Source organism: Desulfosarcina sp., assembly GCF_046496365.1.
GTDB lineage: Bacteria > Desulfobacterota > Desulfobacteria > Desulfobacterales > Desulfosarcinaceae > Desulfosarcina.
On the sequence record NZ_JAWOHB010000099.1, the window covers coordinates 37948 to 50582 of the forward strand.

Sequence of the window (12635 nt, forward strand, 5' to 3'; positions counted from 1 at the left end):
TGGCTGTCAGACGACGGTCAAGTGCATGAAACAGTGGGAAAACCGTCCGCTTTCCGGAACGAAACCCAACAGCCGCTGGCCGGGTTTCAGCCTGCCCGAGGAAAACAGCGCCTCCAGAATGATAAAGATGGATGCACTGCCGGTATTGCCCGTTTCGGCCAGGTTGGTGAACCAGCGGTCGTAGGGAATCTCGAACCCGATGGCCGCCATGGCATTGAAGAACTTGTCCCGGAAATAGACCGATGAGTAATGGGGCACAAACCAGTCCACTTTTTCTGCCTGAAGTCCGTGTTTGTCAATGCTGGCCTGTAATGCGCGTTGCATGGTGGCCACGATGTGGACCTCCAGAAGGCGGATATCCTGTTTGACCGCCATGAGGCACTTTTCATCCTCGGGCGCAATTGCTTCTACCACCCGCCATCCGGACACGTTGCCCGCCTCGCCCTTGATCCCGCCGCCGTACATGCAGGTTTCCAACTCACCGGCATAAGAGAGGTTGTCGATCCAGTCCACCCTCAGGGAAATCCCCGCGGGGTTGGGTGAGTCGCTCAGCAGGGCGGCGCCGGCGCCGTCGGAAAGCATCCAGCGCAGGAAGTCGCTGTCGAAGGCCAGGGTGGGGCGTCTGGCTACATCGGCAAGCGGGTTTTCCGTCGAACTGAAAAAATTGGATCGCATGAAGGAGGAGGAGAGCTCGGATCCAACGCTGACTGCATTGGTGCTCATTCGGGTGGCCACATTCATGCAGGCGTACTTGAAGGCGGTCATGCCGGAGATACAGATTCCGGCGGTGGTTACCGCCTCCAGCGGCGGCAGGCCCAGTTCACCCAGCACCATAAGGGCGTGGCCGGGAAAAAGCAGGTCCGGGCTGGTGGTACCGCAGCACAGGCACTGGATGTCGGTGAGGTTGAATCCCTCCCCTTCCGCCAGCCCCTTGACTGCCTCGGCAGCCAGCTGGGCATTGGTGTGGGTCAGGGCCTGCGTGTGACGGTCCACAGCGTAGTATCGCTTCAGAATGCCGTTATTTTTCAATACGATCCGTTTGGCCCGGGACGGCACCTGATCTACCTGTCCCAGCACGGTTTCAATCTCGTCGTTGGAAACCGGGGAATTAGGCAAAAATGCCGACAGGCGGTTAATAAACACGCGCATCAATCATTTTCCTTTCGCGCATGGGCCCCACCCGAATGCAGCTGGGCAAGGCAGTGTTCCAAAAGCCCTGAATAGCGTCGGTAAAACTGCGCTTCCGCCATCCTGGTGGCTACCACGGCATTGGTAAAAGTATAATAATCCAGGTTGTCGATGGTGATATGAGACCGCAACTCCTGGTGAAGGGGGGTCCCCGGAATGGGGGTCAGAACGGCCGGGATGGGCAGATCGATGTCGCTTTGTTCAATAAAGCGTTCCAGTCGATCGAAATCCGCATCCGCATAATCCGGTGATACGATGAAATCGCCGACAATGCGGATGCCCAGATTCTTTAATATGCGGATAGCCTCGATGTTGTTGTGTACGGTATTGCGCTTGTTCAGCAGCGACAGTCGCTGATCGCTTATTTCTTCAAATCCGATGACAGCCGCCGCCAGTCCGGCTTTGCGCCAGCATTCGAACAATCCGGGGTGGCGGACCACTGTATCCGAACGGACATCGGCCACCAGGGGTTTGCGGACCCCGGCGGCCATAAGTTGATGGGCCAGATCGGTTGCGATCTCCACATTCCCGAACGTGTTGGCATCCACCAGGCGGATCGTGTCCACATCGCCAAGCGCCATAACATCCCTGACCACCGCAGCGTTGCTGTGCAGCAGGTACCGGTTTGCGGTCATGTTGGGAATGCAGCAGAAGGCGCAGCTGTGGGTGCAGCCGAAGGCCGAGGCAACGAAACCGGTCTTGCCGCCCACCCCACGCATTACGTAGGTATTGCGGTGCTGGTTGACCAGGTCATAGCGGGGGACACGATTATCCACAAGATCCGCGGTGGTATAACGGCGCGGTGTAAAGGGTTGCGGTACCCCTGCACAAATGGTGCGGATACCGGGGATATCGGGTTTTCCGCCCGCTTCCAGCGTGTCGATCAGTTGCCGGAAGCTGAGTTTCCCCAACCCGGTGACCACGTAATCCACGTAGGGTTGGCTGAAGAAATCGGGGTCGCAGGAGGCGTGATGGCCACCCACCACAACCACGGCGCCGAAGCGCAGCTTGAGTGATTCGGCAAGGGCGAGAACCGTGTTGGCCTCACAGGTGACCCCCGTCAGCCCGACAACGTCGGGAGTGAAGGGGAGGCGCTCCGGCGCAAGTCCATGGGGATCCGCCTTGAGGTCAGTAATGGCCACCGGGTGACCATCGAGATTTCCGGCCAAGGTTTCCAGAGAAAGCGGCTCACCGCGAAAAATCATCTTGATGGCGTTGATCCCGTAGTTTTCTTCGGGGATACTGCGACCGCAATTGGGGGGGTTGACCAGTAAAATTTTCATATGTTGCTATGGTTGATATCCATTATTTACCCGCTTCACCGCGGACAAACCCCATGGTCGGGTCCAGGGCGGTGGTCTTTTTCGCAGGGAGGCGGTGAGCCCCTTGCCTAATCGGATCATCTCGAACCATGTCCATTAACGGGATTCATGCTAAAAAATCAACTCCTAAACCCATCAACAGCGATGGGTTTAGGGTTTAAGATGTTCGTGCACGATTATAACTAGTTAAAAATATTTTATATAATTACTTAATCGGATCAGATCGAAGGCGCCTGGAAAGTTTTCGGCCGGGGTATACCCGGGAAGTGTTTGAAATTTATAATCCTGCTTGTCTGGCTACCCCATTGGTGGTAGAGCGATCCACCTATTGCATGATCTGATGAACCACGGGAGGTTGCCGCGCTTATGGATCACGTAAAAAAAAATCCCATGTACCTTTACCTGGTTGTGCTCACCATCGGCTCAACGGTGGGGCTTCAGGCGTGGACGACCCTGTTCAACAACTTTGCCGTGGAAGTGGCCAGGCTGGATGGCGACGCCATCGGCGCCGTCCAGTCCATCCGTGAGATCCCCGGATTTCTGGCCCTTCTGGCTATTTTTATCATTCGACTCATCCCGGAGCACCGTCTCTCCGCCCTGTCCATCCTGCTGCTGGGATTGGGCATTGCCGCCACCGGGTGGTTCCCCTCCTTTGCGGGACTGGCCCTGACAACCCTGGTAATGAGCTTCGGGTTCCACTATTATGAAACCACCAACATGTCCCTCACGCTCCAATATTTCGACAAGCAGGTATCGCCGTGGGTGTTCGGTAAACTGCGCAGCATTTCCGCCGCGTCGAGCATCATCGTGGGGGTGTTTATCTTTTTCATGGCTACCGCGTTGGACTTTGCCCGCATGTACGTGATCATCGGAGGGGTCATCGTGGCATTGGCCCTGTGGGGTTTTACCCGCAGGCCAACCAGCGCCGACATCTTGCCCCAGCACAAACGGATGATCTTTCGCAAACGCTACAGCCTCTACTATTTTCTCACCTTTATGGCCGGTGCCCGGCGCCAGATATTTATCGCCTTTGCGGTGCTGCTGTTGGTGCAAAAATTCGGGTATTCGGTCCAGGCGGTGACATTTTTGTTCGTGCTCAACAATGCCATCAATTACTTTCTCAGCCCCACCATCGGCCGGGCCATTATCCGCTTTGGTGAGCGCAAAGTGCTCACCCTCGAATACGCCAGTTTGGTTGCCGTTTTCCTGGCGTACGCCTTTACTGAATCCAAATGGGTGGCCGGTGGACTTTACATCCTCGACCATATATTTTTTAATTTTGCCATAGCCATGCACACCTTTTTCCAGAAGGTGGGTGATCCCGGCGACGTAGCACCCACCATGGCTGTAGGCTTCACGATCAACCATATTGCCGCCGTCATTCTGCCGGCCATCGGCGGATATTTCTGGATTGTTGATTACCGCATCCCTTTTATCGCCGGTGCCTGCATGGCGCTGATATCTCTGACTGCCGTCCAGTGGATCCGTACAACGCCCGTGAAGCCTGTTGCGATCGATTCGCTTTAGAGACCCCCGTTAACACCAAAATTTCTGGCGTGGCGGAGGATGTCGACATCCGCCAGGCCGGGAATGACTCCAGCGGCGATTGGGCGTTTTTGCAACCGGAAACCTGGCGCCATCCGTTTTCAGACTTGACAACAGGCGGCGGGTGGAATAAAAAGAATTTCGCCTAACGACCGGTCGGTAAATTTGTTGATCGCTCACTCGCTCGGCAAATTGCCACCCGCCATCGCTCGTTGCCCCGGGAGCCTGAAACCTTATGGCCGATATGAAAGCGACCATTAAATCCGTATCCATCGACCTTTTTTTCAAAAAGGGATATTTTGCCACCAGTATCAGTGATATTGCCAGGGGCAGCGGCATTCAAAAGGCCAGCATCTACTACCATTACGACAGCAAAGCGGAACTGTTATTTCAAATTTTAAAATCCACTATGGATGACCTGACCACCACCCTCAAGCAGCACCTGACTGCTGCTGAGGGTACAGAGCAACGGATTCGGGCGGCAGTGCGCGGCCATGTGTGCTTTCATCTGGAGCGGCAGAAGGAAAATTTTATTGCCAACAGTGAACTTCGGGGGCTCATTGCTGAACATTACCGGGCCATTGTGAACATGCGGGACGAATACGAATCGATTTTTCAGGAACTTATCCGACAGGGCACAGAGGAGGGCCTGTTTGCCGATGTGGACATCAAGATCCTCTCCTATGCCATCTTAACCCTGTGCACGGCCGGTGCCACCTGGTACGACCCCAACGGACGGCTGACGGTGAATGAGATCGCCGACATTTATGAAAACTTTATTATCAGTGGGTTAAAGCAGGGTCGCCTCAGCGCCCCTGCCAGTTGCTGAAAAAGATATCTCCAACGGTACTGAAAAGTTGCAGGCGCCGCATTTATCCAGTGCGGTAATTCCGGCCCCGCTGCTGCGGAAAGGAGGTCGTCGTGGATTTTGATTTGACCAGAGAACAGGAAATGATTCGCAAAGAAGTCCGCAAGTTTGCCCAGAGCGAGATCGCACCGGTGGCGCTGGAGCTTGACGAAGCGGAGAAATTTTCCATCGAACTCACCCGGAAAATGGGGGAGATCGGCCTGTTCGGTATGTTTGTCTCTGAAAATTACGAAGGCCAGTCCATGGACTACATCTCCTACATCATCGCTGTAGAGGAGATTGCCCGCGTGGACGGCTCCCAGGCGGCTACCATTGCCGCAGGAAACTCACTGGGTATCGGCCCGCTCTACTATTTTGGCAGCGAGCAGCAGAAACAGAAATACCTGCCCAAGCTCTGCACCGGCGAGGCGTTGTGGGGGTTCGGGCTTACCGAACCTACGGCCGGTTCCGACGCGGGCGGATCGAAGACCACAGCGGTGCGTGACGGTGATGCCTGGGTCATCAATGGTTCCAAGATATTCATCACCAACGCGGCCAGTGATATGACCCTGGGGGTGACGGTACAGGCCATCACCGGTACCCGTCCCAACGGCAAACCCGAATACACCTGTTTTATTGTGGAGAGCGGTACCCGGGGTTTCAAAGCCGTGCCCATGAAAATGAAAATGATGTGGCGCTCCTCGAATACGGCGGAGCTTTACTTCGATGATGTCCGTGTGCCGGCGGAAAATATTTTAGGCCAGCAGGGTGACGGGTTTCACCAGATGCTCAAGACCCTTGACGGCGGACGGCTCTCCATCGCGGCCATGGGGTTGGGGGGTGCACAGGGTGCCTATGATGCGGCCTTGAAATACGCCCAAAAGCGGGAGCAGTTCGGTCAGCCCATTTCCAAATTCCAGGCCGTGGCCTTCAAGCTGGCGGACAGCGCCATGGAGATCGAGTGCGGCCGCAACCTGCTTTACAAGGCCTGCTGGCTGCGAGACCATAAGCGCCCCTTCGAAAAAGAGGCCGCCATGGCCAAGCTCTACTGTTCTGAGCTCATGGGGCGGGTGGCCAATCACGCCGTGCAGATTCACGGTGGATATGGATTGATGAAAGAGTACGATGTGGAGCGGTTCTACCGCGACCAGAAGCTTCTGGACATCGGGGAAGGTACCTCGGAAGTTCAGCGCATCGTCATTTCCCGCTACATCGGATGCTGATTTTTTAAAACCAACCCATCCTTTTACGGAGGATTGCATGAACGACGCGATTTTACTTGTCCAGCAACAAGACGGGGTAACCGTCATCACCTTGAACCGGCCCGAGGTGATGAATGCGTTCAATTTTGCGCTGCTGCATGCGTTGGCTGCCAAAATCAACGCAGTCCGCTTCGACCCCAGTGTGCGCGTGATCATCATTACCGGAGCCGGCGATCGGGCCTTTTGCTCCGGTGCAGACCTGAAGGAGCGGGCCGCCTTGACCCCCGTGCAGGTCAAGGAATACATCTTTACCATCCGCAATCTGTTCACGGCCATCGAACAGCTCAACAAGCCGGTAATCGCTGCGGTCAACGGCATTGCCCTGGGCGGTGGAACCGAACTGGCCCTGGCATCGGACATTCGCATCGCCTCGGAAACCGCTACCATGGGACTCACCGAAACCCGGCTGGCCATTATCCCCGGCGCCGGCGGTACACAGCGCTTGCCGCGCCTGGTGGGCAAGGGCAAAGCCAAAGAGCTGATCTTTACCGGCAAGCGTGTTGGTGCCGCCGAGGCTTCAAAGATGGGTCTGGTAAATAGGGTCTGCGCACCTGAGGCCCTTCTCGACACCTGTCGGCAGATGGCTGCCGAGATCTGCGAAACCGGCCCCGTGGCCATCGAACAGGCCAAATACGCCATCAACTTCGGTATGGAAACCGACCTTTCCACGGGTCTGGCTATCGAATCCAACGCCTATTGGGTCTGCATTCCCACCGCAGACAGGCTGGAAGGTCTGGCTGCCTTTAAAGAGAAGCGAAAACCAGTCTACAAGGGGTATTGACTATTGACCGGACAAGTAAAAAAGCACAAGCAACCGGTGTGCTGGGGGTTGTGCATCCATTCAGAAAATACAATAAGGAGGCCGAATGACCGAATATGATTATTGGAAAATCTTTCCGAGAATGCCCAAGAAAGTCACCCTTGGTGACATCACCGTCCGTGACGGTTTTCAGCATCTGGAAAAATTCATCTCCACCCGGGCCAAGATATTTTACGCCGAAGAGATGATTTTTGCCGGCTGCCGCAATATAGAGGTGACCAACTTGGGGAACCCCTACCTCATGCCTCAGTTCAGTGACGCGGAACAGATCCTGGCCCACCTGCGCAGTGACCGTTTTCGCGGCCGATGTCAAAAAAAAGGCATCAATCCGGATGACATTACGATCACCGCCGTGACCATTCGGGAGCCGGGTGTGGACCGGGCCATCGCGCTGGCTAAGAAAGGTGTCGGCCCGGATCGCTGCCTGATGATGGTGTCCACCGAAGAGGAACACCATTTTGCCAATTCAGGTCTGACTCTGCCCGAATACTGGAGAGAATGCGAAAGGGCCATCCGCAAATGCCGCGAGGCGGGTCTTCAGATGTGCGGCACCGTCAGCACCATCTGGGGCAGCCCCATTGCCGGGGCCACCGAATTGAAAGACGCGGTAGAATTCACCAAACGCTGGCTGGAAATCGGCGCCACCGACATCGAGCATGCCGACCACGACGGCAGCGCCTCGGCGCCGGAGGTGTACCGCTATTTTTCCATGATTCTCGATGAAATTCCCGACACCTCGGTGCACATTGCCCATTTTCACGAAACCAAGCGGGTGGCCTCTGCTTCGGTTCTCGCGGCCCTTCAGGCAGGCATTTGTCATTTTGAAGGCACCCTTGGGGGGCTGGGTGGCCAGCCGGCTAACTTCCTGGATGACTGCCCGGTGCCGGGAACCGGTGAATACTATTACGAAGATCCCCGCTACGTAGGATTGACCTGTCTCGAGGATATGTTGGTGCAGATCGATGAAATGGGCATCCAACACGGCTACAACGTGGATCGCGTATTGTGGCTCGGGCGTCAGTTGGAACGGACCGTGGGCCACCGCCTTAGAAGTGAGGCGGTGGTCAACGGGCGAACGCTCAAGCAGGGACATCCCAAATTTGCGCGACCGGGATTGAAAAGGTTGAAAGAAAAGCTGTCGGAGGCGCCGGACCAGAAGCTGCCTGCTGAATGGGCGCAACGGGCGGTCCTGCCGGAGCGCTATCTTCCCTGATGGACTTGACCCCCGCTTGAAACCGGGGCGAATTCGGCCGTTTATTTAACTGCTACCCTGTAGCGAACCCACCAGGAAAATCGGGAGGATTCCCGAACCAGGAGCATTGCCATGGAAACAGGCGCAAAGAAGCCCCACATCAACGTGGACTATTTCGAAGACCTGACCGGAAAAATCAAGGAAAATGCCTGCTGCCAGCCCGAAGGGAGCCGCGAGGATATCGGCCAGCGAATCAAAGCCATCCGTGAAGCCAAGGGCCTTTCCCTGGACCAACTGTCCCACATGACCGGTTTTGATGTTGAACTATTGTCCAGCATCGAACGCTGCGAGGTTCAGCCCCAGTTGGGAACGGCCATCAAGCTGTCCAAAGCGTTGGACAGCGCGTTTGGCCGGCTGGTGTCTGGGGTGGGGGAAAAGCTCTATTCCATCACCCGGAAGGATGAACGGAAAATAGTTTCCCGCTCCACCTCACTGAAGGGAAAGCAGCAGGCTTACACCTATCGGAGCCTCGCACCGGAAGTAAAAGGGCGGCATATGGAATCCCTTATCGTTCAGTTGGAAGAGGCGCCGGACACGGAACGCTCCATCCACGACGGTGAAGAGTTCATCTACGTGCTCGACGGTGGGGTCTCTCTTGACATCGGGGACGATCATTTCGATCTCTCCCCGGGAGACAGCGCCTACTATCTGTCCACCATCCCGCATCTGATTGCCGCCGCCAGCGGCCAGGCCACTATTCTTGCAGTGCTTTACGGCGGGTAGTACGCCCGCCACCACAAAGAATGCGCTCATCCCGCCGGTATCCATGCCGGGATGAGCGCGATCCATCCTAGAAGCGATTGATAACGGTAACGCCTGTTTGGTCATGGCGGTCCATGACGGTCAAAAAAGCGATGCCCTCCTCCAGGCTCACGATTCGGCCGATAAGCTTTTCCGGGTGCAGTTTGCCGGCCGCAATCATGTCCAGCAGTCGTCCATATTCAAAAGCCTGCATACCGTGGCTGCCGATAATTTCCAGTTCATGGGCAACGACACGGTCCATGGGGATTGAGGGATGACGATGCTTGCTGTCAAGGAGGCCCACCTGGAGATGCTTGCCCCGTTTTCTAAGACTGGCAATGGAATCGAAACAGGTCCTTGGGCTGCCCAGGGCATCCATGGACACGTGGGCTCCGCCGCGCGAAAGGTCGCGGACGGCTTCCACCGTGTTGTCCACGCAACACGCATTGACCGTCTCTGTTGCGCCCATGCGGCGAGCCATATCCAGTTTTTCATCCCTGATGTCGACGGCCACCACCTGCGCACCCAGGGCGTTGGCGATCATGATGGCGGACAGGCCCACCCCGCCGCAGCCGAACACGGCCACCCATTGCCCTGCCATGACCCTGCCCTGGGCGGCGATGGCCCGAAAGGCAGTTGCAAACCGGCATCCCAGGCTGGCTGCAGTGATAAAATCCATGGAGGCCGGCAGGCGGACCAGATTGATGTCGGCATAGCGAACGGCTACATATTCGGCAAAGGATCCCCAGCCGGTGAACCCCGGCTGGAACTGGTGATCGCAGACCTGATGATTGCCTGAAAGACACTGAGGGCAGCCCCCGCAACCGCAGACAAACGGCAGGGTGACCCGATCTCCGGGCTTCCAGAAGGCAACCCCGCTGCCGACAGTCTGGACAACACCGGCAAGTTCATGGCCGGGTACATGGGGCAGGGTGATATCCGCATCGTGACCCTTCCAGCCATGCCAGTCGCTCAAACACACGCCCGTGGCTTCGACTTTGATCACCACGCCACCTTCCGGCGGACTGGGATCGGGCAGGGCCTCCAGCGTTACGGGACCTTCGAAGGTTTGATAGAATGCGGCTCGCATGTAAGTTCCTTTCATCCGCAGATTAAATTAAAAACCCGATTATTAGGGCGCTAAACAGCTGAAATAAAAAAGGCGAACTTTCCGCGTGGCATGGAGCCCGGTGGAAAATTCGCCTGAATTGTCAATTTGACCCCGCCAGACCGGCTGGGGTTAAAAAGCCACCTTGCGCTGTTCCAGTTGAACGATTTTCGGATTCATGAAAATGAGCAGTTCGTTGTTGTCAACCGCTTCCGAGTTGCTTTGAAACATCCAGCCTAGCACCGGAATTTTATGAAGGCCGGGAAAGGCGGTTTTTCCTGATGATGCCGTGGCTTTGATGATGCCGCCGATCACAATGGTATCGCCGTCGTTAACCAGAAGTTGGGTTTGGGCCTCATTGGTGGAGATGATCGGGACCCCGTCAACAAGCCCGGTCACGTCATTTTTCTGAATTAAAATGTTCATTGAAATCCGATTGTCCGGCGTCACGTGGGGCGTGACCTCAAGCAGCAGATCCACATCTTTAAACTTTACCGAAGACCCGCCAGCCGAATCACGCTCCAGATATCCGTATTCCTGGCCCTGTTTAATTCTTGCCATTTTATTGTTCAGGGTAACAATTTTTGGTGAAGAGAGGATTTTACCGTTGCCATTGGTTTCGAGGGCCGTGAGTTGCGCATCCAATGAAAACGGCGTGTTCAAAATGCGGGTTAGGTTAAACCCGATACCGTTCGAGGAGGCAGTCGGGAAATTCATGGCCACGTCTCCAAGTGCGGAGATTTTACCATCGTTAATTCCAATGGGGCCTACACTCGCCGACCAGCTAAAGCCCAGTTCTTTGGAAAAGCTTTCACTGACTTCGACAACCCGGGCTTCAATGATAACCTGGGATGTCACCTTATCGATCTGGTTGGCGATCTCCTGGGCCTGGGCAATTTTTTCAGTGGTGTCGGTGATGATGATTTGATTGTTCTTGCTGTCAACCGAAACCGACCCGCGTCCCTTGGTTATAATATTTTGGAGGTGGGGGAGCACTTCACTGGTTGCATCGGAGTAGCTGATAGGAATGTAGCGCGTCTCCAAGGGCTCGAGTGCGATGATCTGTTCTTTTTCTTTTTGCATTGCAGCAATTTGGGCTTTGCGGAGATCATTTTCCGCCTTCAGGGTTGCCAATGTGGCAATCCGAATAATATCACCCTCAACGATCATGCCGAGCTGGTTCATTCTCAGCACCAGATCCATCACCTGGTCCCATGGCACCGGTTTGTCAAGCGTAAGGGTAACCTTGCCATTCACATCCTTGTCGATGGCAAAGTTTTTGCCGCTGACTTCCCGAAGGATCCGGAAGACATTTTTGATATCGGTTTGGAAAAAATCGAGGGCAATTTTCTCGCCCGTATAATTTTTGACTCGTTTGGTTACAACCATGGCCTGGTCTGCTTCGAAATCGATTTCAGGCACTTTTGGGCTTGAAGGCGCATCCATGGATGCGAGGGCTTGTTTGTCGCTCGGGATCTGGGTTTCGCCTGCAGCTGGTTGCGTCTTGGTAGACGCTGAAACAACAGAGCCGAACCCGATGGTCTCTTCGAGCGCCCTTTTCCAGGCAGGAAGATTGGTTTCGTCGGCAGGTGCAGGTGGTACGGTGGATGGCTCAAAGTGGATTAACAGCAACGTCCCGACCTGCTCCGCGTAATAGGAGACTTGCTCGCGCAGTTCGATGGAGAATAACGAAAAATCCTTCATCGACGGCAGCTGGATGGGCATGATGCGATTGACGGCACTTTCGAACCGTGTGGTTAACATGGGGCGTTGTCTGAATTCCGCGATATTGGCATTCATAAGGCGCAGTTCAAGCAGTTTATCAGTTATTTTCTGAAGGTTGTAATCCACCTTGTCGGTTGTTTCGATGGACAAGGTGGACCGCCCGCCTTCTTCTCCAAGAAAATCGATACGGTTCACCCATATCTTATTTTCCTGCCCGACGGGAATGCCGGTGCCTTGGAATGTATTGGACGGTTTAACCGTTTGAACGGCATGCGGTTTAGCTGGTTGGGCCGCTTGCGTCAGCGCCGGTTGGGACGTTGTTTCAGCCTGGGTCGACGGAACGCTGCTGCTCTCCGGTGATGGAACGTCAGGCTTGGCGAACTTGATTTTAAGCCCGTTGCCGTCTTGAACGACATTGTAGGCAACGTCTGCAGCCAGGAGAATCTCGATGCGCGAGGTTTTGTTTTTAGCTTCGATCTGATTGGCGTGAATGGAAGATACGGGGTTGCCCGTGGACATTACATCCGGGTTGGCAACGTTCAAGCGTGTGTTGGGGAAATAGAGAACAACGCCGAGGGGTAACGGCTGCTTGACGGAGGTGTATGTCAACGGTTCGGTCCCATTGATCCACACGTTTATCGAATCCGTGTCTTCTGACAAGCCGATAGCTGTAATTTCCATCGATTGGGAGGGGTCGGCATCGGCCACCCCGGTTTGGCGACCGGAATCCTGGGTTGCGCATCCTGTAACAAAGAAGGCGACAGCCAAACTTAGGCCAAAAACAAGTGTCAATCTCTTGGAAACGTTGATCCTGAAGTTGCGCAT

General features: G+C 55.2%; 10 protein-coding genes. 6 read left to right on the forward strand and 4 right to left on the reverse strand.

What is annotated here, in order from left to right; genetic code table 11:
• Positions 1-6: 6 nt before the first annotated feature.
• Both R6V78_RS07795 and R6V78_RS07800 read right to left on the reverse strand, forming a co-directional pair.
• Positions 7-1149: a beta-ketoacyl-ACP synthase III gene (locus R6V78_RS07795; RefSeq protein WP_410288777.1), complete on the reverse strand. Its 1143-nt coding sequence runs from the start codon at positions 1147-1149 to the stop codon at positions 7-9.
• On the reverse strand, positions 1149-2471 hold the full coding sequence (locus R6V78_RS07800; RefSeq protein WP_410288778.1) for a B12-binding domain-containing radical SAM protein: 1323 nt from the start codon (positions 2469-2471) through the stop codon (positions 1149-1151). Before R6V78_RS07800 ends, R6V78_RS07795 begins: the two co-directional genes overlap by 1 nt.
• 405 nt (positions 2472-2876) lie before the next feature.
• Here R6V78_RS07800 and R6V78_RS07805 point away from each other — a divergent pair, with 405 nt between their 5' ends.
• From R6V78_RS07805 to R6V78_RS07830, 6 genes are all read left to right on the forward strand, one after another.
• The gene (locus R6V78_RS07805; RefSeq protein ID WP_410288779.1) at positions 2877-4037 is read left to right on the forward strand and encodes an MFS transporter; all 1161 of its coding nucleotides are present in this window, start codon (positions 2877-2879) and stop codon (positions 4035-4037) included.
• A 253-nt stretch (positions 4038-4290) separates the two neighbouring features.
• Entirely contained in the window at positions 4291-4884 is a 594-nt protein-coding gene (locus R6V78_RS07810; RefSeq protein WP_410288780.1) for a TetR/AcrR family transcriptional regulator, read from the forward strand.
• A 92-nt stretch (positions 4885-4976) separates the two neighbouring features.
• A complete protein-coding gene (locus tag R6V78_RS07815) occupies positions 4977-6125 on the forward strand; it encodes an acyl-CoA dehydrogenase family protein (protein WP_410288781.1) in 1149 nt (382 codons plus the stop codon).
• Between the two features lie 37 nt (positions 6126-6162).
• Positions 6163-6945 (forward strand): enoyl-CoA hydratase-related protein, encoded by a 783-nt coding sequence (locus R6V78_RS07820; protein WP_410288782.1) that lies wholly within the window; start codon positions 6163-6165, stop codon positions 6943-6945.
• 85 nt (positions 6946-7030) lie between these two features.
• Positions 7031-8197 carry a pyruvate carboxyltransferase gene (locus R6V78_RS07825; RefSeq protein WP_410288783.1) on the forward strand — a complete coding sequence of 389 codons (1167 nt, stop codon included), beginning with the start codon at positions 7031-7033 and terminating at the stop codon, positions 8195-8197.
• Positions 8198-8308: 111 nt separating this feature from the next.
• Positions 8309-8959 (forward strand): cupin domain-containing protein, encoded by a 651-nt coding sequence (locus tag R6V78_RS07830; RefSeq protein WP_410288784.1) that lies wholly within the window; start codon positions 8309-8311, stop codon positions 8957-8959.
• Between the two features lie 67 nt (positions 8960-9026).
• Here the strand turns inward: R6V78_RS07830 and R6V78_RS07835 are convergent, their stop codons facing one another.
• Positions 9027-10067, reverse strand: a complete 1041-nt coding sequence (locus R6V78_RS07835) for a zinc-dependent alcohol dehydrogenase family protein (protein WP_410288785.1) — start codon at positions 10065-10067, stop codon at positions 9027-9029.
• 150 nt (positions 10068-10217) lie between these two features.
• Positions 10218-12635 carry a type IV pilus secretin PilQ gene (locus tag R6V78_RS07840; protein ID WP_410288786.1) on the reverse strand — a complete coding sequence of 806 codons (2418 nt, stop codon included), beginning with the start codon at positions 12633-12635 and terminating at the stop codon, positions 10218-10220.

Bases quoted from the DNA above. Each gene is read 5' to 3' on its own strand.
- R6V78_RS07825 (WP_410288783.1), top strand. From the start codon at position 7,031: ATGACCGAATATGATTATTGGAAAATCTTTCCGAGAATGCCCAAGAAA.
- R6V78_RS07835 (WP_410288785.1), bottom strand. From the start codon at position 10,067: ATGCGAGCCGCATTCTATCAAACCTTCGAAGGTCCCGTAACGCTGGAG.
- R6V78_RS07800 (WP_410288778.1), bottom strand. From the start codon at position 2,471: ATGAAAATTTTACTGGTCAACCCCCCCAATTGCGGTCGCAGTATCCCC.
- R6V78_RS07820 (WP_410288782.1), top strand. From the start codon at position 6,163: ATGAACGACGCGATTTTACTTGTCCAGCAACAAGACGGGGTAACCGTC.
- R6V78_RS07805 (WP_410288779.1), top strand. From the start codon at position 2,877: ATGGATCACGTAAAAAAAAATCCCATGTACCTTTACCTGGTTGTGCTC.
- R6V78_RS07795 (WP_410288777.1), bottom strand. From the start codon at position 1,149: ATGCGCGTGTTTATTAACCGCCTGTCGGCATTTTTGCCTAATTCCCCG.
- R6V78_RS07840 (WP_410288786.1), bottom strand. From the start codon at position 12,635: ATGCGCAACTTCAGGATCAACGTTTCCAAGAGATTGACACTTGTTTTT.
- R6V78_RS07830 (WP_410288784.1), top strand. From the start codon at position 8,309: ATGGAAACAGGCGCAAAGAAGCCCCACATCAACGTGGACTATTTCGAA.
- R6V78_RS07810 (WP_410288780.1), top strand. From the start codon at position 4,291: ATGGCCGATATGAAAGCGACCATTAAATCCGTATCCATCGACCTTTTT.